Raw genomic sequence first — 25,958 nt, 5'->3', positions numbered from 1 at the left:
TTTAATTAAATATCTAAAATATCAAAATAATTTACTTCAACTTCTTTTGATAAATAAGATTGTAGTTTTTCCATAAGACCATTTTTTTTAATAAACTCAATATATTGTTGATGTTTTTCTTTATTTTCCCAAAATTCATCAATTGCCATACTTAAATTGTTTTCATTAAAATATACTTTAATATGCTTGCATCCATCAAAAGATCTTACATTGGGAAGATTCTCATCTAAAAAAAGAAGAAATTCTTTTTTTAGACTACTTTCTACATTTAAATTTAATACCACTTTAATACTCATATTTTTTCCTTGTTTTAAGATAAGAGTATTTTAGAGCAATAATAAAAACGAAACTACTCTTCTACGTTTAAAAATAACGTTTTTATGTCAAAGGTAGTTTTTTTGTTTTTGTTTGGGAGTGATATTGTATTTATTTTTGTAGGCTTTAATAAAATGTGAGATGTTTTCATACCCTAAATCACTGGCTATTTCACTTATTGTTTTATTCTCTTCTTTAAGTACTTTATTGGCATGTTGCATTTTTAAGTTTATTAAAAATTGATGGGGAGTTGTATGGTAAATTGTTTTAAAATCTCTGTGAAAAGATGATAAAGAACGCCCAGATAAAGTTGCAAAATCTTGAATAGAAAAATTGTTGAGATAATATCTTTTCATTAGTGAACTAATGTTTCTTTTGTCTTTGTACGTATTATTGTAACTTAGAAAATCTTGAAGTCTTTTATGTGTATCTTCATTATCGATTAAATATAAAAACTCAAGTATTTTAATTTCCAAAAAATTGGATGAATGTTGCATTGTTTTACTCGTATTTTTTAATGTTTTAATATACTCATCTATTGTTAGGGTAGAAGGCATTTTATAAAATGTTTCTTTATTTTTGGGACTGTGTTTGACCTTTTTTTGTTTTGACAAAAATGTTTCAATGATATCATCATCTAAAAAAAACATATATGCCTCTAATTGTTTATTGTTTTTTATAAAATCTGATATTAAATAATTGTCTTTAGGCAAAAAAAGTAAGTCTTTCTCTTTTATTTCTATTGATTTACAATCATAGGAAGTAATGGTTTCAATACCTGCTATATTATAGATTATTACATGACTTTGAGTATAAAACTCTACATTAATTAAATTTTCATTAATGCATTTATGTAATATTCCAGTATTTTTAATAAAAGGAAAAAGGCTTTTTACTTTTGGCATATTTTTTAAACCCTGGGGTAAAATTAACGTTTCATGCGAAGAATAAGTAAAAGTATTTTCATTTTTTATCATGAAAAAGTATACTAAAAAAATTGGAATATTTTATATATATCTATACTAAATAAATTATTTTATTTAGTATAGATATTTTTCTTAATGAAGAACGTTCTAAATAGATGGATATAAGGGCAAAGGAATAAGAGTGAACATAAATCACTGCTTTAGTTATTCAATGTTTTCTTATAAAAACCAGAAGTTTAAACTTACTGCTGCATAAGTTGAGTGAAATTTGTACCCGTATTTTAATTCATGTTATAAAAATATCATAAACTTTAGTTACAATCCTTATAAAATAATAATTTATATATTTTATAAGGATAATAATTAATGAACATATATGTTTTGATAGTTATGGCAGTTCTTTTTTGGTCTGGAAATTTTGTATTAGGTAGATTAGTTAGCCCAGAAATTGAACCTATGCAATTGGCACTTTTTAGATGGGGTTTGGTTTTAATTTTATTACTTCCATATATATTTTTACACCAAAAAGTCATTTTTCCTGCAATCAAAAATAACTTTCTTATTCTAGTTTTATTGTCTTTTTTAGGAGTGACTGGTTTTAATACCATTTTATATTTTGGCTTACAAGAAACAACGGCTACAAATTCCTTGTTAATTAATTCGTCTATTCCTATTATAATTATTGTATTGAATACTCTTTTTACAAAAGAGCCTATTTCTTTTAATCAAATAATTGGAGTTTTTTTATCCACTCTTGGGGTGATATTTTTGGTTATAAAAGGGGATATCTCTAATTTAATTAATTTTGAATTTAACAAAGGCGATTTTTGGGTTATCTTATCATCAATTACTTGGGCTACTTATTGTATTTTAGTAAAATACAAACCGAATAAATTAAAAGCATTTGAGTTTATTTCAATTATTACTCTTTTAGGTTTTATTATGTTGTTTATCCTTTATTTTTTAATGGGAAATACTGTTCATTTTAACTTTTCATCTACTGTATACACCTCTATTCTTTATATGGCAATATTTCCTTCTTTGTTTTCTTATTATTTATGGAACAGAGGAATCATGGAAATAGGTGCAAATAAAACGGGGCAAGTAACGCATATTATGCCAATATCAGGAAGCATTTTGGCTTATATTTTTTTAGGAGAAAACCTAGAGCGATACCATTTTTATGGCATTGTTTTTATAGCAATTGGTATTTACATATCTTTATTTTATAAAAGCAAAAAATCTTCATAGTTTGATAAAACACAGATTATATGTATTTTATAATCTGTTTAATAAAAAATGTTTTTAATGATACTTTTGCATTTGATATTTTTATTAGGAACTTAGTTTAATATTAATCCCATTTTTCCTACATTTATTTATTATATAATTTTAATCTAAGCGATATTTTTTTATTGCTATCTTAAATCAATAGGTAATTAATAGTATGCGTAAAATATTATTCTTTCTTTCTTTTACAATATTTTTATTTGCAAATGAGAATAAACTTTTTTTAAATGATGAAGAATTAAATTGGATTAAAAACAACCCTGTAGTAAAAGTGGGTGCAAAAGAAAAATGGGCACCTTTTAGTATGTATGTTAGGGGTAGACATGAAGGTTTGAGTTCAGATTATCTAAAAATAATTTCAAGAAAAACAGGTTTGAAGTTTAATTATATTTTTGATTCATGGAATAATCTTGAAGAAAAAATTATAGCTTCTGAAATTGATATTATACCCGCAGCCTATTTTGATGAAAAAATAAAAAAACATGTTTATTTCTCCAGTCCTTATCTTTCAATTATAGATTACTTTTTTGTTCATAAAAGTATAAAAGCGCTTGATTTTTCAGACTTAAAAGGTTTGACGCTAGCGCTTCCTAAGGGTTATTTCCGTATTGATTTAATTAAAAAAGAAATGCCATATTTGGAAATTATGGAAACAAAAAACCTTTCTAGTGCTATTTCTGCAGTTTTAGAGAGAAAAGCAGATATTCTTTTTGGCTCTTATTCTGCTCTCTCACATTTAATGAGAAAACACTCCATTTTAGAAATTGTTCCTTTTAAAGAAAACCCTTTTAATAGTGGAAGTGATTTACATATTATTACTTCAAAGAAAAAACCTATTTTAGCTTCCATCATAGAAAAAACGCTTAAAAGTATTAGTGAAGTAAGTAAAAAGAAAATTTATAATAATTGGTTAATCGATAGAACTGATTTAGAACATAAATTGAGATTATCAAATATAGAAAAAGAGTGGTTATCAAATCATCCTGTGCTAAATTTTGCAGGGGATCCTAATTGGTTTCCTTTTGAAGCTTATGATAGTAGAGGAGAGTATATTGGGGTTGTATCTGAGTATTTAAATGAGATTACAAAAGCCACAGGTTTAAAATTCAATCATGTTATTACTGATTCTTGGAATGGTACGCTTGATCTTCTTAAAAAAAATGAAATTGATATTTTATCAGATACCACCGATGCAAAAAGAGAGAATTATATTTTTACTAAGAGTTATATGGAAAAAGATATTATTATTCTTATGAATAATAAACAAGGTTTTATTCAAGGTTTAGATTCAATTAAAGATAAAAAAATAGCACTTATTTATGAATATGGTTATATTGAAAAAATAAAAGATGCGTATCCTTATATTTCTTTTGTAACTGTTAATACAATAGAAGAAGCTCTTTTAGATATCGAAAATGGAAGAATAGATGCACTGGTTTCGACTTTACCTGTTGCTGCGTATTATATTACTAAAAATGGTTTAAATAATATAAAAATTGTAGGAAAAACGGAGTTTACTACAAAATTAGGTTTTGGTATAAGAAAAGAGCTGCTTCCTTTAGTGGGTATTTTAAATAAAATTATTGATTCTATTCCTTCACAAAAGAAATTTAAAATCATGGAAAACTGGGTGAATATTGATTATGTTGAAAAAATCAACTATAGGCTTTTTATAATCATTATTATTGTGTTGTTTTTAATTTTAATTTGGTTTTTAAATGTGAATAATAGAATGAATACTGAAATAAAACTCAGAATTGAACTGGAACATAATTTAAAACTATCCCAAAAAGAAGCAGAACGAGCCAATAAAAGTAAATCAGATTTTTTAACAAATATGTCTCATGAAATTAGGACTCCTTTACATGCTGTTCTTGGATTTACTGAGTTATTAGAAAAAACATCTCTTAATCCTGCTCAAAAATCCTACCTTTCTTCTATTAGTTCAAGTGGGGAAAATCTTCTTAAATTAATAAACGAAATTCTTGACCTATCAAAAATCGAGTCAGAAAAACTGCATATTGAAAAAAAACCAGTGGATATAAATAAATTGTTAAATGAAATATATAAAATGTTTTTATTACAAGCACAGGCAAAAAAACTTGATTTTGATTTAACATTTTCAAATAATATACCTAAACTTATTTTGAGTGATGAACAAAGAATTAAACAAATCATAATAAATTTACTTGCTAATGCAATTAAGTTTACTGAAAAAGGTTTTGTACAAATAGGAGTAGAAACAAAAAGAGACAAGCATAATAATCTTTCTTTGTTAATACATGTGCAAGACAGTGGGATTGGAATTCCTAAAAAAAATCAAGGACTTATTTTTAAACAGTTTGAACAACAAAAAGGTCAAGATGATTTAAAATATGGTGGTTCGGGATTGGGGCTTGCAATTTCAAAAAAACTGTCTTATAAATTAGGTGGTTTTATAAAACTTGAAAGTAAAAAAAATTCTGGTAGTCGTTTTACCTTATGTCTTGAAAATATTAATTGTGTTGAGCGTTCTCCTAAAAAAGAGAAAAGCTCTTTGGAATATATTTTTAGTCCTGCACATATTTTAGTTGTTGATGATGTTTTTTATAATAGAGAGTTAATTAAAGGTATGTTGCAAGACCAAGCTCTAAAAATAACGGAAGCAAAAAATGGCGCAGAGGCTTTGCAGTGTTTAGAAGACAATGAAATCGATTTAATTTTAATGGATATTCGTATGCCTCTTATGGATGGTTTTGAAGCGACCAAGTGTATACGAAATAATCCTAAGTATAAATCTTTGCCAATATTAGCAATTACTGCATCTGTCTTATATACAGAAAAAGAAATGCAAGAAAATTATGGTTTTGATAAACTTTTAACGAAACCAGTTTTACATTCAACCTTAATAGATAACTTAAACCTCTATTTAAAAAGCAGTATTATTGATACAGATAATACAGTAAAAGAAGTAAACAATACAATGAGTGAAGCCTTAAGAATAAAATATAAAGAAAGCTTTCTAGACGTAGTATGTGAACAAGAAAATAAGAATAATTTCTCCCAATTAAAAAAATTGGCCTTGGATATTTCAAACTTTTCAAAAGAAAACAAGTCTGAAATACTCTTAGGTTTATCCCAAAAATTAAAAGATGCAGTCTCTTCTTTTGATATTGATATGATAGAAATAAGTTTAAATGAACTCAAAACCCTAAGTATTAAAAGGAAAAAAGATGAAAATTTTAATAGTTGATGATTTAAGTAAGAATATTCAGTTTGTTGCTAATATCCTTTCCTCTTATGATTTGTCTTTTGCAAGATCAGGAGAAAAAGCCTTAGAATTAATAAAAAAAGAAAAATTTGATTTAATTTTACTTGATGTAATTATGGGTGGAATCTCTGGTTATGAAACCTGCATAGAATTAAGAAAAGTGGACGGTTATTCAAATATTCCTGTGATATTTTTGAGTGGAAATACTGATTTAGAAAACATAAATAAAGGTTTGAAAGCAGGGGGACAAGCCTATATTTCAAAACCCTTTACTAGTTATGAATTAATAAAGCAAGTGAATAATATTCTTACTGTTAAATAAATCACATTCGTTTTAGAAAAATTTAGCTTAAGCTTTTTTGTAAGTTTTTGCATTTATAAAAAAAATATTTGTTTACGTTCTTCTTTTAGCTCTTTTGTTTTACTTTCCCCCTTATTTCTACATTTAATTCTTTTATATTCCCTTTATTAATCCATTTAATTAGCTTATACTAAATACAGATTATTTTTTAGGAGTTAAGGAATGAGTGAGAATAGAATATTAAAAGCAGGTGATATTAAAACAAGTGAAGATGCATTATCTTTAATAAAACAACGTAATATAAAGCGTATTAAAGTAGCGGCTACGGATATTGATGGAATTTTAAGAGGGAAGTATATTTCTATCGTTAAATTTACTTCTATACTTGAAAGTGGTTTGGGTTTTTGTGATGTGATTTTTGGTTGGGATTGTCATGATGAATTGTACGCCAAAGATTCAGTTACTGGTTGGAGTACTGCTTTTCCTGATGCGCTTGGTACAATTGATTTAAGCTCATGTAGAGAACTTCCTTTAGAAGAAAACTCTTTGTTTTTTCTTTTAGATTTTGAAGGTAAAGAAATACATGCAAAAGTATGTCCAAGAACTATACTTAAAAATGTAATTAAACAAGGAAAAGAAATGGGTATTTCTTTTGATGCTTCTACAGAGTTCGAATTTTTTATGTTTAAAGAAACTCCTGCAAGTGTAAGAGAAAAAAACTATAAAAACTTAGAACATTTTACTCCTGGTATGTTTGGATATTCTGTTTTACGAAATTCAGTTGAAAGTGAGTTTTATCATGATCTTATGAATTTATGTTTGGATATGGATATGGAGATTGAAGGTTTACATACAGAAACGGGTCCTGGGGTATTAGAAGCTGCTTTAGTTTATGATGAATTATTAAAAACAGCCGATAAAGCAATACTGTTTAAAACATTCACAAAAGTTTTAGCGCAACAACAAGGATATATGGCTACTTTTATGGCGAAATGGTCAGGAGATTATCCAGGACAATCAGGACATCTTCATATTTCTGCTAAAGATGAAAATGGAAAATCTATTTTTTACGATGAAAATAAAGAAGATACTATTTCTGATGAAATGAGATGGTTCATAGGTGGGCAGCAAAAACTTATGCCAGAATTATTAGCAATGATAGCTCCTACTTGTAATTCATATACTCGTTTGATTCCAGGGTTTTGGGCACCTACTCAAGCTACGTGGGGAGTAGATAATAGAACATGTGCCCTACGAGCAATAACAGGAAGTCCAAAAGCACAAAGAGTTGAATACAGAGTAGCTGCTGCTGATATTAATCCTTATATTGCGCTTGCAGCTGCTGTAGGAAGTGGTTTATGGGGAATAAAAAATAAAATTGAACCTACTTCTTCTATTGCTGGAAATGCTTATGATGTTGATATGGGGAGAGAGTACTCTTTTCCAAAAACATTGGATCAAGCTGCAGATCGTTTAAAGAATTCAAAAATTGCCAGAGAAATTTTTGGAGATGTTTTTGTTGATCATTATTCTTATACCAGAGAACATGAAGCGTCTGAACAATTAAAAGCAATTACTGATTGGCAATTAAACAGATATTTTGAAATTATTTAAGAAAAGAAGGAAAGATCATGAGCACATTTAAAACAATTAGCCCTATTGATGGCACAGTATATGTAGAAGAAAACTTGCACAGTATAAAGGATATTGATACTGTTTTAGAAAAAGCTGGTTTAGCACAAAAATTATGGCAAGACGTATCTTTAGAAACAAAAAAAGAATGTATACAAAAGTTTATTGATATTTTAGTTTCGCAAGAAGATGAAATAGCAGAAGAATTGACTTATCAAATGGGAAGACCAATATCACACACACCTTTTGAGATAAAAGGCTTTAAACAAAGAGCTGATTATTTAATGAAAATTGCCCAAGAAAATCTGAAAAGTCATTATCCAGAGAGTATTGAAGGTTTTGATCGTTACATAGAAAAATTGCCCTTAGGAAGAGTGTGTATTTTAAGTCCTTGGAATTATCCTTTTTTAACGTCTGTTAATGTATTAATTCCTGCTTTATTAGCTGGAAATGCTGTGATATTAAAACACTCAGCACAAACACCCCTAGTAGCAAAAAGGTATAAAAATGCTTTTGATGAAGCAGGTTTACCAAAAGATTTATTCTCAATTTTATATTTAGATCATAAAAATACTGCTTTGATGTTAGCAGATGAAAGAGTAGATGCTGTATTTTTTACAGGCTCAGTTAAGGGAGGACTTGCTGTTCAAGAAGCTATAAAAGATAAGTTTGTTCCTTGTGGGCTGGAATTAGGTGGTAAAGATCCAGCTTATGTAAGAAAAGATGCGGATGTATCAAATGCCGTTGAGAATTTAGTCGATGGTGCTTTTTTTAACTCAGGACAATCGTGTTGTGGAATTGAGAGAATTTATGTACATGAAGATGTATATGATGCTTTTGTTAAACAATTTGTAGAAATTACAAAAACCTATAAATTAGGGAACCCTTTAGATAAAGAAACTAATTTAGGCCCAATGGTTAAAACAAGTGCGAGTAATTATGTAAGAGAACAAATAAAAGATGCCTTAAGTAAGGGTGCTAAATCTTTAGTTAGTGAGAGTTTATTTGAAAACTCTAAAGAAGGAACACCTTATTTATCTCCTCATGTATTGGTTGATGTAAATCATACTATGAGTGTAATGAAAGAAGAAAGTTTTGGTCCTGTTATTGGCATTATGAAAGTAACAAATGATGAAGAAGCAATTGATTTAATGAATGACAGTGATTTTGGACTTACTGCATCTATTTGGTCTTCAAATGTACAAGAGTCAAAAGAATTATCAAAGAAAATAGAAACGGGCACTGTTTTTCTAAACAGATGTGATTATTTAGATCCTGCTTTGGCGTGGACTGGTGTTAAAAATACAGGACGAGGTGTTTCCTTGTCTGCTTATGTATATGACTCAGTAACCAGATTAAAATCTATTCATTTTAAACTATAAGCTTTGCTTATAGTTTAAAACAAAAAACAAAAATTATAAGGAAATAAAATGTCTAAAAGAAAAGCAACAAATTGGAATTATCCTACCTCTATATGGTTTGGGCATGAAAGAACAAAAGATATTGTAAAAGCATGTGAACATTTAAATATAAAAAATCCATTAATTGTTACCGATGAAGCTTTGGTTAATCTTCCTATTATTGAAGATTTGAAAAATCCTTTAAAAAATGAAAATATTGCATTTACACTTTTTTCAGATGTTCAAAGTAATCCAAGTGCTAAGAATGTAGAAGATGGGGTTAAAGTATTTAATGAGAATGCCTGTGATGGCGTAATTGCATTTGGTGGAGGATCTGCTTTAGATGCAGGTAAAACAATTGCTTTTATGTCAGGGCAAAGCTTAAGTATTTGGGATTTTGAAGATGTAGGAGATAATTTTTTACGTGCAAACATAGAAGGAATTGCTCCTATTATTGCAATACCTACGACTTCAGGTACTGGATCTGAAGTAGGACGAGCAAGCGTCATTACAAACAGTGAAACGCATGCGAAAAAGATTATTTTTCATCCTTTAATGCTTCCTTCTTTGGTTATTTTAGATCCTAATTTAACCTATGGTTTACCAAAACATATTACTGCTTGGACAGGAATAGATGCATTGGTTCATTCTCTTGAAGCCTATTTTGCACCCGGTTTTCATCCTATGGCAGATGGAATTGCACTTGAGGCTATTTCTTTAATTAAAAACAATTTAGTGCCTGCTTATGAAAATGGAAACAATGAAAATGCAAGAGCCAATATGCTCGTAGCTGCAATGATGGGAGCTACTGCTTTTCAAAAAGGTTTGGGTTCTGTTCATTCAATTGCTCATCAACTAGGAGGTTTATTTAACACCCCTCATGGTTTAGCAAACTCTATTATTTTACCCTATGCATTAAGACAAAATAAATCAGCTATACAAGATAAAATGAAAAAATTATGTGTCTTTTTAGATATTGAAAATCCATCTTTAGATAGTTTTATTGCTTATATTATTGATTTACGACAAACCTTGGGAATTCCTTCCAATTTAAGTGAAGCAAAAATCAGTGATGATCGTGCCGATGAAATTGGCGTTTTAGCTTATGCTGATCCATCAACTGCCTCGAATGCAAAAAAACTTGAAATAGAAGACTTAACTGTTTTGTTTAAAGCAGCACATAGCGGTAATTACGATTTGTTAAAAGATTATTAATGAAAAAACTATTAATTATTGAAGGTAATACGGATAAAGACTCTTTAAATATTCAAAAATTCAAGGGTCTTTCTTATGTTCCTTTATTTACAAAATCCATAGAAATTATTGGTGAATATCAAATAGATGCACTTTATCCAACCAGAAATGATTTTGAACAAATAAGTATAAAAGATTTACAAAAGTATGACGGAATTTTATGGACGGGTTCTGGACTTAGTGTTAATGAAACACCCAATTTAGTACAGCCTCAAATACAATTGTGTAAAAATGCTTTTGAATCAAAAGTTCCTATGTATGGATCTTGTTGGGGCTTACAAATAGCTGTGGTAGCAGCTGGTGGAAAAGTTGCAAGTTTTGAAGCAGGGTATGAAATAGGAATTATGAAAAAATTGACATTAACAAAAGAGGGTAAAGAACATTATTTATTTAAAAATAAGACTGAGCCTATATCTTCCTTTTGTGTGCATAAAGATTATATAGAAGAACTTCCTTTAAACAGTACTTTATTGGCTTTTAATGAATTTTGTCCTGTTCAAGCTTTGGAAATTAACTATAAGGGTGGTACTTTTGTTGGTGTTCAATATCACCCTGAATTTGATGTCAAACAAATGTTATCAACCTTTGAGCGCTTAGAAGAAAAATTAATACAAAGTGCATATTTTAAGAACAATGAAGCGTATAACACGGAAATAACAAACATGAAAAAAGAGATTTTAAATAAAAAAGATTTTTATAACAATGATCTTTACCGTTTATTAGAAATTTCTAATTGGCTAAAAAATTTAGAAAAATAAACATATAAAAGGAGAAAAATATTGCAAAATAAGGGCGGCTTTGAATGTAATGTTCAAGATAATTTTAATTAAATAAAGGAATGAAATGAGTACAAATCATATTGATCAAGAATATTTGGCTAAAAGACAGTTGAAAAAAGGAACAGCAGGTTGGATGTTGTTAGCAGGTTTAGGAATTTCCTATGTAATTTCAGGAGATTTTGCAGGCTGGAACTTCGGTATTGCAGAAGCAGGATGGGGTGGTTTTGCTATTGCTGCTGTTTTAATGGCAATAATGTATATTTGTCTGGTACTGTCTTTGGCTGAGATGTCAGCTGCAATTCCAGCTGCTGGTGGCGGATATAGTTTTGCTAGGCAAGTTATGGGACCAGCTGGAGGATATTTAACTGGTTTTGCCATACTAATTGAGTATGCATTAGCACCTGCGGCTATTGTTATTTTTATAGGATCTGCAGTAGAAGCATTATTGGGTATTAATGGGCCCTTAGTATATGCATTGTTTTATGCTGTTTTTATTGCTATTCATTTATATGGAGTAGGAGAAGCGCTTAAATCAATGATGGTGATTAGTGCACTTGCAGTATTTGCAATTATTGCAACGGCTGTAGCACTTATTGGACAGTTTGATGTTAATAACTTATTTGATATTGCAGTATCAACAGAAGCTTACGGCGCTAGTGAATTCTTACCTTATGGTTGGTATGGTGTTTGGGCTGCATTGCCTTTTGCTATGTGGTTGTTTTTAGCTGTTGAAGGTGTTCCTTTAGCTGCCGAAGAAGCAGAAAACCCTGCAAAAGATGTACCAAAAGGAATTATTGCTGCAATGATATTTTTACTTTTTACAGCAGTAATTGTAGTAGTTTTAACAGCAGGTGCTGTTGGTTCTGATGTTATTGGGAAAAGTGCAGTTCCTTTGGTTGATGCTCTTAGTTTAAGTGGATATTCTTCTTTAGCAACTGTTGTAAATGTATTAGGACTTGCTGGTTTAGTTGCCTCATTTTTCTCAATTATTTATGGTTACAGTAGATTGGTATTTGCTCTATCACGTGCAGGATATTTACCTCAATTTTTATCATTAACAAGTAAGCGAAAAGCACCAACATGGGCTTTAATAATTCCAGGATTATTAGGATTTGCAGCTTCTTTAAGTGGAGAAGGGGATTTAATGTTAGGTATGGCAGTTGTTGGAGCTACTATATCATATGCATTAATGTCTTTAAGTCATATTCTTTTACGAATCAAACAACCTGATATGCCAAGACCTTATAAAACACCAGGTGGGGTATTTACTTCTGGAATTTCTTTGGTATTATCACTTATTGCTTTAACAGGTGTTTATGCATATGATCCAAAAGCATTCTTTTATACGCTTGTATTATATGTAATTGGTGCTTTATACTATTTCTTATATTCTAAGAATAGATTGGTAGCAAAAACAGCAGAAGAAGAATTTGAAATGTTAGCGCAAGCAGAATCAGATTTAGGTAGTACAAACGAAGATAACTCAGATGAAGCAGTTCCAGTAACTGTAAGAAACTAAATATTATTCATACATATCCTTTTTTAAGGGATATGTTTTGAATATCTTGCCTGTTTATAAATTAAAATTTCTAAACAATAAAAATCTAAAAAATCTTGCACTCTGTAAGTAATATTAACAAATACAAATGATATTATAAATAATATTTCCTTAGATAATGAGGTGAATATATTTAATATTCTTGGCTATAAATCAACACAATAATCACAGATAAATTTTAAAATTTAATGTGAAAATACACTATAAATACATTTAATTTGAATATACTATAAATAAAAAGTAGCTAGATGAAAAAATTTAGTAGTTTGAAAATTTTATATATAGATGATGAAGACAGTGTAAGAAAAAGTGCCATTGATCTTTTAGAATTTTATTTTGATAATATTTATCAAGCACATGATGGTGTAAGTGGTATTGAGATGTACAAAAAATGTAAACCAGACATCATTATTACAGACATACATATGCCAAATCTAAATGGCCTTGAAATGGTACGAAAAATAAGAGAAGAAGATCAAGAAACTAAAATTATAGTAATGACTGCTTTTTTAAAAACGCCTTATTTATTAGAAGCTATGGATTTGGGTTTAATAAAATACTTAGTAAAACCGGTGATTGAAAATGAATTATTAATTACTTTAAAATCATGTATTACAGATGTAAGCCAAAAAAGAAATGTTTTTAATTTAGGAGATGGATTTAAATTTGATACGCTAAATAACAATCTTTTTTTATTTAAGGAGCAAATATTTCTTTCTAAAAAAGAACATGTTTTTCTTAAAATGTTACTTATTAATCATGACAGAGTAGTCTCATATTCTGAATTGTCAAATTCAATTTGGGATGGAATAATGAGTGAAGATGCTATTCGTTCTATTGTAAAAGATATTAGAAAAAAGATTACAAAAAATGTCATTAAAAATGTTTCTGGTATTGGCTATAAAATTGTTTTAGAGGAAAATTAGTGTTAAAAAGTATTTTTATTATTTTGCTCTTTTTTACTACTTTAAGTGCGAGTTATATTAAAAATATTTGGATATTGGAAATGGATACTATTAATACAAGTATTGAAGATATAAGAATATCAAATAACTTTAAAAAAATCACTTTACCTTTTATCCAACACAGTAAAAAATCATATTTTATAAAATTTATTCTAGATGAAGGACGCTTCCAAAACGAAGATTATATCATCTCTTTTAATTCTTTTCTTTCCCAAATACGTTTAGAAAACAATGATATTTTTTCTAATAATATGAATGGTTTTTCTCCTCTTATTTTATTAAGACCCAATGATATCTCAAAAACTTTTTTTCTGAAGCTTGAAAATAACAAGGCTTATATAAATTTAGATATTAAGGTTTCTTCCTTAAACGATTATCTTGAAGAACAAACATTAAAAAAGATATTTCATGGTTTTTCTTATGGAATAATTTTTGCAAGTTTTCTTCTTTATTTAGTGTTTTATTTTTTTAATCAAAAAAAGAGTTATTTGTTCTGTTCCCTTACGCAATTAATGATTTTAGGAATGTTGATAGTTGAAATAAATATTTTTGATAAAAATTATGAGTATGTTATCATTATTCTCTTTTATTTATTTTCATTGTTTTCTAATCTTTTTGTTCAGTATTTTTTTCATACTAAAAAAGAATATATTTTTTTAGATAAAATATTAAAACTTGTTATTCTTATAAACACACTTCACTTATTCATTGTTTTGGTTTTTGATAATAATACAATATACGATTATATACCGTATTCCACTTCTTGGAGTATATATTTATTGTTAGCAATGATTTCTTTGTTTAAAGGAAATAAAGCTTCTGTTTTCTTTTTACTTGCATGGGCTGCTTTAATTCTAAGCTCTTTAACAATTGAAGTACAGCTGTTATATTTAAATAATGAACTTATTTTTAATGCAGAAAATTTAGTTTATTTTGTATTGGCTTTTGAATCAATTTTGATACTTTGTATTTTGCCCTATAAATTTAAAATATTAAAAAAAGAATATATTAAGCAGAGAGAAATCATATATCATCAAAATAAATTGGCTTCGATGGGAGAAATGATTGAAAATATTTCTCATCAATGGAAACAACCCCTTACCCAATTATCATTCATCATAATGGCTATTAAAACAGCTTTTAATCATAATAAACTATCACTAGAATACTTAGAAAACAAAACAGAAGAAGCGTCGAATCAATTGAGATTTATGTCAAATACAATAACCGATTTTTCAAATTTTCTTAGTTTAAAAAAAGAGAAAGAATCTTTTTTTATTGTTGATGAAATTAATCGTGTTATTTCTTTGATTCAGGACAGTTTTACATTCTTTTCTATTACGCTTGAAGTTAATTGTGATGAAAATCATTTGTTGAGGAATTACAAGGGTGAATTATCACATGTGATTTTTAATTTATTAAACAATGCAAAAGATGCTTTTTCAAAAAAGAAAATCAAGAATGCAAAAATTATAATAAACATAAAAAAAGATGAGAATAATCTGTTTATTTTTATAGAAGACAATGCTGGAGGAGTGGATCCAAAGATTGAAAAAAAAATCTTTGAACCTTATTTTACAACAAAAGAAAATGGTTTAGGAATAGGTTTATATATGTCTAAAAAAATAATAGAAGAAAGTATTCTTGGTAAACTGACTTATAAAAATAAAGAAAACGGTGCAAAGTTTTGCATTTTTCTTCCACTATCTCCTTCTTCGTAAAACTAAAGACTGTTCTTATTATTTGTGATAAATTGGCGATAGTTTTTAAAAAATTAGCGCAAGTAATACAAAAGAACTTATCATATAAAGTATTGGAATTTTAAAAACTCTTAAAATAATAAGACCTATTAATGCTTGTATTGAATCGTAATATGAATGTATGGCACTTGGATAAAGTGTTGTAATCAAAACAGCGCTTAATAAACTAACAACTGCTGCATTTACTCCTGCAACTGCATTCAAGATATTTTTTTGTTTGGATATGCTTTGAAAACTTTCTTTAAAACTAAGTATAAGTAAAAAACCAGGTAAAAAAACAGCAAGTGTTGCAAGAAGTGATCCTAAAAAAACAGATTCTTTAAAATAGCTACCCCCTAAATAAGAAGCAATACTAAACATAGGGCCTGGTACTGCTTGTGCAAAAGAGTAAGCCAGTATAAAATTTTCATCACTAATAAGAGGTGAGAGCTGTTCTTTTAATAAAGGAAGTACAACATGTCCTCCCCCAAATACCATAGAACCTGCAGAAAAAAATTCGCTAAAAAGTTTTATTTCATTGTTTAAGTAACTAAAAAAAGGAAGAATAAAAAAGAAGAATAAAAACAGCATAAAAGGAAAAAAATGAATCTTTTTTTTCAAGACTGTTTTTTCTTTTGTTCTTTCTTTTAAAAAAACACTGCTTATGATAGCTGCTGTTATTAAAACAATAAATTGTACATACAAAGAAGTAAAAAAAATCAAGATGAGCGTTGAGCATACAAAAATAAATTTTGTTGTTTTATTTTTGCAAAAGTTTTTAAACATTGTAATTATAGCGTCGCTTACTATGACTAAAGCAAATAATTTAAGCCCTGTTATTATATTGCTGATAAGAATGTTTTCATTTTGGGAGATATTGAATATTGCAAGTATATAAAGTAAAATAAAAGAAGGAAAAGTAAAAGCTACAAAAGCGGCAATTCCACCCATTAAACCACCTTTTTCTAAACCAATACAAAAACCTACTTGAGAAGAACTAGGGCCTGGAAGAAAATGACTTAAAGCAACAAGTTTAGAATATTCTTCTTCCTCCAGCCATTTTAGTTTTTCAACAAATGTTTTTCTAAAATATGCTAAATGAGCGATTGGACCACCAAAACTTACTAATCCAAGAAGAAAAAATTGGTAAAATATATTTATTATATTATTCACATGAAACCTTATTTAATCATTTTAAGTCAAGAGTGTAGCTTTGTTTAATTACATATGGTTTACATTATGTTTTTAATAATTTCTTAGTTTTTACCTTAAGCTAAATAATATCATTAAAAAATAGCTTACATTATTTTAATAAGTATGGTTTAATACTTCTTGGAAGATAATATTGCATATAATCAGAAGGATTTATTATGAATAAATACGATGAATTAGATGTTATCTGTTCCCAAATATTAAATGAGAGTGATTTAATAATAGATGATGAAATATACGAACGCCTTATCAAAGAAAAAGTTGTTTCAAGTATATCTTCAAAGAATGACTTTAAATCTCTTAAAATATTCTCTCTAGATCAAATATATTTATCTGCTATTAGTCCTTTATTACATGATATTGGTTTTGAAATTATAGATGAGTTAAGTTATAAACTTAAAAGAAAAAATACACTTATTTACATTGCAAGATTTAATTTTAATTTAGAGAATTCCAATATTGTAAAAAAATCCCAAATAAATATTGAAAATATTATTACGAATTCTTTATTGGATGAATCCATTGTAAATTCAAAAGTTTTTTCGCTTGTTTATAAAGAAAATTTTTCTATGCAAAAAATAAAATTAATACGAGCGCTTATTGAGTATTTATCCCAAGCTCTAAGTAATATTACTTATCAAAGTATTTTACTTACACTTACAAGTCATTCTCATATTACCAAACTTTTTATTGATTATTTTATTATAAAATTTGACCCAAAAGAAAAAAATAAAGAAAACAAACTAAAAAAAATAAATTTGGAAATTGATGAAGAAATTAAACTGATTCCTCAAATTATGGACGATAAGATTCTTAAATTAACGCTTAGTTTTTTACAATGTTTATTAAGAACAAATTATTTTTTTAATGAAGAAACAATTGCTTTTAAAATCGATACAAAACGTTATGGAGAAAATTTAAAAGGTTTACAGCCTAATTTAGAAAACTATGTTTACCATAATGATTTTTACGGACTTCACTTAAGAATGTCAAAGGTTTCCAGAGGAGGGCTTAGATGGTCCGAGAGACATGAAGATTACAGAGATGAAATTAAATCCTTAATGATTACGCAAGATGCTAAAAATTCTATTATTATTCCTGATGGTTCCAAAGGTGGTTTTGTAATAAATTCAAAAAAAGAGGTAACAAAAGAGTATTTTGAAAGAATTTATTCTTTATATATTAATGCTAATTTAGATTTAGTTGATAATAGAATTGATGACAAAATAGTACGAGATGAAAGAATTGTAGCTTATGACGACGACGATCCCTATTTTGTAGTTGCAGCTGATAAAGGAACAGCTGCTATGAGTGATATAGCTAATGCAATATCGCTTAAAAGAAACTATTGGTTGGGGGATGCATTTGCTAGTGGAGGATCTAATGGATATGGGCATAAAGAACTAGGAATTACGGCAAGAGGTTCTTTGATGTCTACAAAAAGATTTTTTATTGAAGAAGGCATTAATATTTATGAAGATGAAATTTCAGTCATTGGTATTGGTTCGTTAAATGGTGATGTATTTGGAAATGGAATGATTGAAAGTAAAAGTTTTAAACTCTTAGGTGCCATTTCTCAAAAAGAGATTTTTATAGATCCCTCTCCTAATGTACTTAAATCCTATGAAGAGAGAAAACGATTGTTTTTTGATAAAAGATCTTCCTGGAGTAAATATGATAAAAAGGTAATTTCTAAAGGAGGTGGCGTTTTTTTACGAAGTGATAAAGAAATAATTTTAAGCAATGAAATTAAAAAACTTTTGCATATAAATAAAAAAGCACTCTCAGGTGAAGAATTGGCGAGAAAACTTTTATGTTTAGAAGTGGATCTTTTATTTAATGGGGGCGTTGGGACCTATGTAAAAGCAAGTGATGAAAATTCTTTGGATATTGGGGATAAAGAAAATGAAGCACTAAGAATTGATGCCAATGAACTAAATGCACGAGTAGTATGTGAAGGAGGAAACTTAGGGTTTACACAAAAAGCAAGAATCGAATATGCTTTAAATGGAGGAAGAATAAACTTAGATGCAATAGATAATGCAGGAGGAGTTGATACCTCTGATAGAGAAGTAAATTTAAAAATATTGTTAAATGCAGTGGTTTCTCAAGATATAATTTCCAAAGATGAAGTAAAAACAATTTTAGATTCATTCACTCAAAACATTGTTTCTTATGTTTTAAAAAGCTCTTATAAACAAGCTTTGGCTATTTCTATTGATGAACATTTCTCAAGACGATACTTAAGTGATTTTATAAAAGTGATTGAAGTTTTGGAAAATAAGGTTGAGAGTTTTAATAGAAAAGCCTTTCATATTCCCAAAAATGAAAATATTAAAGATGCCCTTGATAAAAAATCTTCTTTGGTGCGTCCTATTTTAGGTTCTCTCTTATCGTATGCAAAAATTTTTATTAAAAAAATATTAATGGAGTCTACTTTAATTGATGAAAAATATTTTTCTAAGTTTTTATACAGTTATTTCCCACATTCTTTTGTGGGAGCTTATGAAAAAGACATTAATAATCATCCTTTAAAAAGAGAAATTATTGCAACTAAAATGGCAGATTTTGTTATTAACTCTCAAGGAGCTACTTTTGTTAGTGATTATGCCAGATTAGGGCATGAAAAGTTTTTAATGAAAATAAAAGCGTATATTATTGTAAATGAACTTTTTGATGTAGAAAATATAAGAGCAAAAATAGAAGAAAATGATTATAAATTAAGTGCTTTTGAACAATATCGTTTAATTAACAAAGTAGAATATTCTTTATATGTAAGTACCAGATGGATGGTAAAATATCTAAAAAACAATCAATTAGATGCCAGTCATATTCTTGATCATAAAAAAGAGCTTTTTGTTTTATTAAAAGAGGTTCATAAAGGTAAAATTAAAAATATTATTGATAAAGAAAATGATTTTAATTTATTTTATTCGGTAATAGAATATTTGAGATTTATTCCAGCAGCCATTAATATTAAAGAAAATTCAGTACATTCTTTTAAAGATGTAATTGTGATTTTTTATTCACTAATTCATGAATTCAAAATACTAGAAATTATTTTTGCTTTAAACAGAATTAATTTAAGTAAAAAAAGTGATGCAGCTATACGGCATCAAATGTTGCAGTTTATTGAATATATTGTACTTCATTATACAAGTAAAATTCTTGACTTTAAACGCCTTAATGAAGAACCTGAGCTTGCTTTTTCTTCTTTTATGGTAAATGATAAGTATAGTTTTAACAAAGTGAAATCGTATTTAGAAACATTTATGAATAAAGAAGAAAAAGATTTAAAAGAAATCTCAATAACAGTAAATCAATTAATGGTATCACTTTTATAGTTGAAAATGATAGTTAAACAAAATTAAATAATTGTTTATTGTCCTAGTGTTTAAATGTTATAGCAGCAAAAATACTTTTATTATAAAAAGTCCTATTTCCTTTTTATAATAATTTGTAGAATACAGCATGAGATTTCAATAATCTACTATTCAAATTACACACATATTCATCTATAATACCTTTAATAAAAAAAGGATAATTATGGAATTTACGTATCATAACCCAACCGCAATTGAGTTTGGAAAAGGTCAAATTAAAGCTATTACAAAGTACATAAAAAAAGATCAAAAAGTATTACTTGTATATGGAGGTGGATCAATTAAAAACAACGGTGTTTACGAACAAACCAGATCCGCATTAAAAGAGTACAGCGTAATTGATTTTGGTGGAATTGAACCAAATCCTACGGTTGAAACATTAAATAAAGCAGTCAAAATTATAAAAGAACAAAAAATTGATTTTGTATTAGCTGTTGGTGGGGGTTCTGTGATTGATGGCTGTAAATATTTGATAGCAGCTGCTTTATATGATGGTGATGCCTGGGACTTTTTAGATGGAAGTGCCGAAGTTACAAAAGCGCTTCCTTTAGGCGCTATTTTGACTCTGCCTGCAACGGGTAGTGAATCAAATGCTGCTTCCGTAATTTCGAAAAAAGAAACAAATGAAAAAAGATTTTTTCATTCTAATTTTTCATATCCTAAATTTGCCATTTTAGATGCAAGTGTAATGAGCAGTTTAAGTGATACTCAATTAGCAAATGGTTTAGTAGACGCTTTTATTCATACCTGTGAACAATATTTAACGCTTACAAATACTTCCTTATTACATGATGGTTATTCTCAAACTATTTTAAAAGGTCTTCGTACCTTAGCAGAAACGTGGGATAAAAGAAGAGATGAGTCCTGGCAAGAAAACCTAATGCTTTTAGCAAATCAAGCGCTAAATGGTTTTATAGGCACAGGAGTAGCACAAGATTGGGCTACACATATGATAGGACATGAACTTACTGCTTTTTATGGCCTGGATCATGCAAAATCACTTGCAGTTGTACAACCATCTCTTTTAAGAGTAATGATAGAAGATAAAAAAGACAAACTCGCTTTAATGGGAAAAGAAGTTTTTGGCATATCTGATGATAATGAAGCCGTAATTAAAGCGATTGAAAATCTATATGAATCTGTTGGAATTTCTACAAAATTAAAGACTTATTCTATTGATGATAAGGTTGTGTCCAATGTTATAAGTGCTTTAGAACTCCATGGCATGACAGCCCTTGGTGAAAATGAAAACATTACTCTTGATAAAAGTAAAGAAATTTTAGAATTGGCTTTAGCTTAAGCTTTTTCTAAAATAATTTGTATTCTACAAAAGAGGCTTTAGCTTCTTTTGGTGGATAGGAAAAATAAAGTTTAAAGTCTTTAGAAAATTGAGAAATACTTTCATACCCTACAGCATAAGCGGTATCATTTACTTGATAGTTTTGCTGTGCTAGAAAATCTTTTGCTTTGTTTAATCGTATATGTTTAATATATTGCAAAGGGCTATGTGAGGTTATTTTTTTAAAATGTGTATGAAAAGAAGAAACACTCATGTCTTCGTTTTTTGCTAAAGAAGGAATATCTAAGTGTTTATTATAATTTTCATGGATATTTCTTAATGCTCTTGATATTTTCGCTTCATTATTAGTATTCAAAAACATTTTATGTAAAAAACATGAATTTTCTCCATTAATTATTCTGTAATAAAGCTCTCTTAAAACGGAGGAACCAAGTATTTTAGCATCTTCATTACATGCTAAAATTTTTAGCAGTCTTAAGGTAATATCTTCAATATTTGTATCTACTTTATTAGAAAATACACCTAAGTCACATTTTTTATTTTGTTTGTTTGTTTTTGTATTTATGCTGTCTATTAGTTCATACATGATTTTTTTATCAATAGTAATTAAAATGCAAATAAAAGGCTCTTCTTTTGTGGCGTGGGTTTCACATTCAAAGGGAAGGGGTGTTGGAATTACTAAATAATTTTTATTATTGTATTCAAAGGTTTCGCTTCCTAAATAACCAATTTTTTTACCTTGTAAAACTAAAACCAAACATAAATCGTAAAGTAAAGGTGTTCTTGGTGTTGAATTGCTTGTTTTAAATATTTTTACATTGTTTAAAAATGTATTGTGCAAACCATCTTTTTTATAAAGAGTATTTACTTGTTTTAAAATCATATTATTCATAAGTGTCCAAATATTTTTCTATATTATACTATTTATATAAAAATAAAAGATATTCATTTCTTTAAATAATATGGTAAATACTATAAATATATAAACATTAAAGATTAAATGAAGGATAAAGAACAAATAATAGGAAGAAGTTTATATATTTTTTTAGTTGAAATTTGATATGATAGTTTATAAAAATAAATGGATATATATGACAGTTTCAAACAGTGCAATTTCTTCTGCTTCTTTTAATAATAATTCAAATATAAGAAGTGCGAGAACAAATAATGTAGAAAAAAATTATGATGCATCCAGAGTGGAATTAAGTACACGTGCAATTTTAAGTGAAGAATATAACAGTAATGAATACGATTTCCCTGTTTTTAATCCAGATGCTTTAACCTATACAAAACAATCCAAAATACTTTATAAACCTTAATTAACTACTCTTTTATTCTTCTCTTTTTCTTGACTTTTTTATAATATTTATTAAAAAAGATTATTTTTTAATAAATTTTAGCTATACTTTTGTCAAATAAAATATGAAAGGTTTCTTGTGCGTAATATAAATATTCAAAATGATACATTATTATCTAAAACAAATATTGTACTTACTACCTTAAATTCTTTTTCAATAAAACATATTTTTATTAATAATTTGAAAGATAAGATAAGTACAACATTAGTAAAACGACCTTTGTCTTTTATTAAAAATGTTATTTGTCACTGCGATTGTGTTTTTAAATCTAAAACAGCTTTAGCAATCTTTTTATTCCACTTTATTCCAAGATGTCAGTATTATTGTGCATTTTTTGCCTTTAGACGTACCGGCACTCATCCTCCTTATTTTTTTAACAACTAACAAAAATCAAATAATATTAAAGCATAATTCTGTTCATTTAAAATAGTTCCGCACATACTTTGTATTGCTTAATTTGAATTATACTTAAGCGCCTTATGCTTTTTATTTATTTATCAAAAAATATTGTAAAAAACAAGGATATATAATGTCAAAAAACTACTTAATAGGTTTTCCAAGAATTGGAGAAAACAGAGAATTAAAAAGAGCCTTAGAATCATACTGGGCAAATAAAAGCACTTACACTGATGTTTTAGAAGTAGCTTCTTCTTTAAAAGAAAAACACTGGAAAGAACAAAATGCAGCGGGTATTTGTTATATTCCTTCAAATGATTTTTCTTTATACGATAATATTTTAGATACTTCTATTTTATTAAATGTAATACCAAAACGTTTTGAAAACTTAGAAAACGAAGAACTGTATTTTGCACTTGCACGTGGAACTAAAGAAGCGCAAGCTTGTGAAATGACAAAATGGTTTAATACAAACTACCACTATATCGTTCCTGAATTAAGTAAAGATACAAACTTTAAATTAAACAGTAAAAAAGTGGTAGATGAATTTAAAGAAGCAAAAGCTTTAGGAATTAAAACAAAAATTAACCTAACTGGGATTATCACGTATTTAGGTCTTAGTAAAAGTGTTGACAATGAAGATGTTTATTTAAATGTAAATAAAGTGTTAGACTTATATGTAGAATTATTAAAAGAATTAGATACCTTGGATGATAATATAGTTATTCAATTTGATGAACCTTTATTTGTTAAAGATTTGGATTCAAAAGTCTTGTCTTTAATCAAACCTATTTATGATACTTTAAGTAATGTGAGTAAAAATATAAAAATTGTAGTATCAACATATTTTGAGCATTCAAATGAAGCCAGTAAAATTTTATTAACAACTCCTATTTGGGCTTTGTCGCTGGATTTCATTTATGGCCTTACGAACTTAGAAATTTTAGAAGAGTTAAAAGATTCTAATAAGGTTCTAATTGCTGGAGTAATTGATGGAAGAAATGTATTTAAAAGTGATTTTACTGAAAAAGTAAAATTATTAAATACAATAAAAACGTATATCAAAGAAGAAAATTTGCTTATTTCTACTTCTTGTTCTTTATTACACGTACCTTATACACTTGATTTAGAAGATAAATTGAACAGTGAAGTTAAAGAATGTTTGGCTTTCGCAAGGGAGAAATTAAATGAAATCAGATTACTTTCTATTATTTGTTTTAATAAACGCTTAAATCAAAAAGACCAAGAAGAAATTGTTAAGAATAAAGCAATAAGCGAAAACAGAAAAAAATCTTCACAAATTAACAATAAAGATATTCAAAAAGAATTGGATTCTTTAACCTTACTTGAGCGAGTAGGGGCATATGACGAAAGAATTAAAGTACAAAAAGCATTCTTTAAATACAATGATTTAGCAACTACTACTATTGGATCTTTTCCTCAAACTCCTGAAGTAAGAGCAAGCCGTTTAGCGTATAAACGAAAAGAAATATCTAAAGAAGAATATGAAAATGATATGAAACAATATATTAAAGATTGTATCGCTTTTCAAGAAGAAGTTGGTTTAGAGATATTAGTTCATGGAGAGCCTGAGAGAAATGATATGGTTGAATATTTTGGGGAACAATTAGATGGTTTTGCTTTCTCTCAATATGCGTGGGTTCAATCTTATGGGAGTAGATGTGTAAAACCTCCTTTAATTTATGGTGATGTTTCACGTCCTTCTGCTATGACTGTATCTTGGAGTACGTATGCACAAAAACAAACAAAGAAAATTGTAAAAGGAATGTTAACGGGACCTGTTACTATTTTAAATTGGTCTTTTGTAAGAGATGATATTCCAAGAAGCGAAGTATCAAAACAAATTGCTTTGGCTTTAAGTTATGAAGTAGATGATTTACAAAAAGCGGGAATTAAAATGATTCAAGTAGATGAGGCTGCTTTTAAAGAAGGATATCCCTTACGAGCCAAAAACATAAAAAAATATGAGTCGTGGGCACTTGAAAGTTTTAAATTAGCTGTTTCTAAAGCGCAAATAGATACTCAAATCCATACACATATGTGTTACAGTCAATTTAATGATATTATTACTACTATTGAAGAAATGGATGCAGATGTTATTACTATTGAAACTTCACGAAGTGGAAACAAACTCTTGCAAATCTTTAAAGAAGTAGGATATAAACAAGAAGTAGGTCCTGGTGTGTATGATATTCATAGTCCAAGAGTTCCAAGCGTAGAAGAAATTGTAAAACAAATTAATTTACTTAAAGAAGTTCTTCCTGTTACACAATTATGGATTAACCCAGATTGTGGCTTAAAAACCAGAAAATGGCCAGAAGTAAAACAGAGTTTAAAAAACTTAGTTCAAGCAGTGCAAATAGTAAGAGCCCAAGAAAGTGCCTAAAAAGAAATAAGAATATGCCTAGCATATTCTTTATCTTCTAAATAATAAAATCTTAATCCATTATTTAAACATAAATCATCGTTACTAAGGGATCTTTGGAATTATGATACCCTAATAGTAAATCCAAATCTTCATTCCCATATTCTTGAATATCATGTATTAAATCATAAGAAAGTTGAAATTGTTCTTCTTTATTTCCTTGAAATATCAGTACAATTTTTCGCAAGTCTTTGAGCATTGATAAATCACAATTTGTTAAAAAAGAAGTATTTATTTTTATATCATGTTCTTTTCCAAAAAATTTTAAAAAGCATTCTTCTTGAATATGAACATTTCTATTTTCATTTATTTTCGTAAAGTATTCTGAAGTAAAAAAATCATTTTTAAGTAAATCTTCGCAGTTGTGATAATTAATAGTTTGATTTGTATTCATAATTAATCCTTTTTTACTTTATATAATAAGTTTAGTCAAACAACATTAGAATTAAATAAT

Annotated in this window: 20 protein-coding genes; 15 read left to right on the top strand and 5 right to left on the bottom strand. The window is 27.9% G+C overall.

The genetic code is table 11. The features are described 5' to 3' along the window. Window positions 1-5 precede the first annotated feature (5 nt). Window positions 6-296, bottom strand: coding sequence for an antibiotic biosynthesis monooxygenase (locus HRT41_10860; GenBank protein ID NQY24528.1), 291 nt, complete (start codon window positions 294-296; stop codon window positions 6-8). Window positions 297-383: 87 nt separating this feature from the next. Further along, window positions 384-1,292, bottom strand: coding sequence for a helix-turn-helix transcriptional regulator (locus HRT41_10855; protein ID NQY24527.1), 909 nt, complete (start codon window positions 1,290-1,292; stop codon window positions 384-386). A gap of 315 nt (window positions 1,293-1,607) precedes the next feature. On the opposite strand from HRT41_10855, the gene HRT41_10850 reads away from it, so the two are divergent. The 10 genes from HRT41_10850 to HRT41_10805 all read left to right on the top strand — a co-directional run bounded on the left by HRT41_10850 (window position 1,608) and on the right by HRT41_10805 (window position 15,391). Next, on the top strand, window positions 1,608-2,492 hold the full coding sequence (locus tag HRT41_10850; GenBank protein NQY24526.1) for a DMT family transporter: 885 nt from the start codon (window positions 1,608-1,610) through the stop codon (window positions 2,490-2,492). 196 nt (window positions 2,493-2,688) lie between these two features. Then, on the top strand, window positions 2,689-5,763 hold the full coding sequence (locus tag HRT41_10845; protein ID NQY24525.1) for a transporter substrate-binding domain-containing protein: 3,075 nt from the start codon (window positions 2,689-2,691) through the stop codon (window positions 5,761-5,763). Then, the gene (locus HRT41_10840) at window positions 5,744-6,103 is read left to right on the top strand and encodes a response regulator (GenBank protein ID NQY24524.1); all 360 of its coding nucleotides are present in this window, start codon (window positions 5,744-5,746) and stop codon (window positions 6,101-6,103) included. The genes HRT41_10845 and HRT41_10840 overlap by 20 nt, the downstream gene beginning before the upstream one ends. Before the next feature lie 201 nt (window positions 6,104-6,304). Continuing rightward, entirely contained in the window at window positions 6,305-7,696 is a 1,392-nt protein-coding gene (locus tag HRT41_10835) for a glutamine synthetase (GenBank protein NQY24523.1), read from the top strand. A 17-nt stretch (window positions 7,697-7,713) separates the two neighbouring features. After that, on the top strand, window positions 7,714-9,096 hold the full coding sequence (locus tag HRT41_10830; GenBank protein NQY24522.1) for an aldehyde dehydrogenase family protein: 1,383 nt from the start codon (window positions 7,714-7,716) through the stop codon (window positions 9,094-9,096). 48 nt (window positions 9,097-9,144) lie between these two features. After that, window positions 9,145-10,329, top strand: a complete 1,185-nt coding sequence (locus HRT41_10825) for an iron-containing alcohol dehydrogenase (protein NQY24521.1) — start codon at window positions 9,145-9,147, stop codon at window positions 10,327-10,329. Beyond that, window positions 10,329-11,126 carry a type 1 glutamine amidotransferase gene (locus HRT41_10820; GenBank protein ID NQY24520.1) on the top strand — a complete coding sequence of 266 codons (798 nt, stop codon included), beginning with the start codon at window positions 10,329-10,331 and terminating at the stop codon, window positions 11,124-11,126. The genes HRT41_10825 and HRT41_10820 overlap by 1 nt, the downstream gene beginning before the upstream one ends. Window positions 11,127-11,211: 85 nt before the next feature. After that, window positions 11,212-12,666 carry an ethanolamine permease gene (gene eat, locus HRT41_10815; GenBank protein ID NQY24519.1) on the top strand — a complete coding sequence of 485 codons (1,455 nt, stop codon included), beginning with the start codon at window positions 11,212-11,214 and terminating at the stop codon, window positions 12,664-12,666. 287 nt (window positions 12,667-12,953) lie between these two features. Next, window positions 12,954-13,631: a response regulator transcription factor gene (locus tag HRT41_10810; protein ID NQY24518.1), complete on the top strand. Its 678-nt coding sequence runs from the start codon at window positions 12,954-12,956 to the stop codon at window positions 13,629-13,631. Beyond that, window positions 13,631-15,391, top strand: coding sequence for a sensor histidine kinase (locus HRT41_10805; protein ID NQY24517.1), 1,761 nt, complete (start codon window positions 13,631-13,633; stop codon window positions 15,389-15,391). The genes HRT41_10810 and HRT41_10805 overlap by 1 nt, the downstream gene beginning before the upstream one ends. A gap of 45 nt (window positions 15,392-15,436) precedes the next feature. Here HRT41_10805 and chrA read toward each other — a convergent pair whose 3' ends face one another. After that, window positions 15,437-16,582, bottom strand: coding sequence for a chromate efflux transporter (chrA, locus tag HRT41_10800; GenBank protein ID NQY24516.1), 1,146 nt, complete (start codon window positions 16,580-16,582; stop codon window positions 15,437-15,439). Between the two features lie 197 nt (window positions 16,583-16,779). On the opposite strand from chrA, the gene HRT41_10795 reads away from it, so the two are divergent. Both HRT41_10795 and HRT41_10790 read left to right on the top strand, forming a co-directional pair. Further along, window positions 16,780-19,965 (top strand): NAD-glutamate dehydrogenase, encoded by a 3,186-nt coding sequence (locus HRT41_10795; GenBank protein ID NQY24515.1) that lies wholly within the window; start codon window positions 16,780-16,782, stop codon window positions 19,963-19,965. 202 nt (window positions 19,966-20,167) lie between these two features. Then, the gene (locus HRT41_10790; GenBank protein ID NQY24514.1) at window positions 20,168-21,304 is read left to right on the top strand and encodes an iron-containing alcohol dehydrogenase; all 1,137 of its coding nucleotides are present in this window, start codon (window positions 20,168-20,170) and stop codon (window positions 21,302-21,304) included. A 7-nt stretch (window positions 21,305-21,311) separates the two neighbouring features. Here HRT41_10790 and HRT41_10785 read toward each other — a convergent pair whose 3' ends face one another. Continuing rightward, window positions 21,312-22,196: an AraC family transcriptional regulator gene (locus HRT41_10785; protein NQY24513.1), complete on the bottom strand. Its 885-nt coding sequence runs from the start codon at window positions 22,194-22,196 to the stop codon at window positions 21,312-21,314. A gap of 199 nt (window positions 22,197-22,395) precedes the next feature. Here HRT41_10785 and HRT41_10780 point away from each other — a divergent pair, with 199 nt between their 5' ends. From HRT41_10780 to metE, 3 genes are all read left to right on the top strand, one after another. Next, window positions 22,396-22,623 carry a hypothetical protein gene (locus HRT41_10780; GenBank protein ID NQY24512.1) on the top strand — a complete coding sequence of 76 codons (228 nt, stop codon included), beginning with the start codon at window positions 22,396-22,398 and terminating at the stop codon, window positions 22,621-22,623. Between the two features lie 117 nt (window positions 22,624-22,740). Further along, window positions 22,741-23,046: a hypothetical protein gene (locus HRT41_10775; GenBank protein NQY24511.1), complete on the top strand. Its 306-nt coding sequence runs from the start codon at window positions 22,741-22,743 to the stop codon at window positions 23,044-23,046. 145 nt (window positions 23,047-23,191) lie between these two features. Next, window positions 23,192-25,465, top strand: coding sequence for a 5-methyltetrahydropteroyltriglutamate--homocysteine S-methyltransferase (gene metE / locus HRT41_10770; protein ID NQY24510.1), 2,274 nt, complete (start codon window positions 23,192-23,194; stop codon window positions 25,463-25,465). Window positions 25,466-25,529: 64 nt separating this feature from the next. Here metE and HRT41_10765 read toward each other — a convergent pair whose 3' ends face one another. Continuing rightward, entirely contained in the window at window positions 25,530-25,898 is a 369-nt protein-coding gene (locus tag HRT41_10765; GenBank protein NQY24509.1) for a hypothetical protein, read from the bottom strand. Between the last annotated feature and the right edge of the window lie 60 nt (window positions 25,899-25,958).

Source organism: Campylobacteraceae bacterium (assembly GCA_013215945.1).
In the GTDB taxonomy this organism is placed as follows: Bacteria; Campylobacterota; Campylobacteria; order Campylobacterales; family Arcobacteraceae; genus NORP36.
Note: the sequence above shows the minus strand (reverse complement) of the source record. Positions and strands in the feature narration are given on the sequence as shown.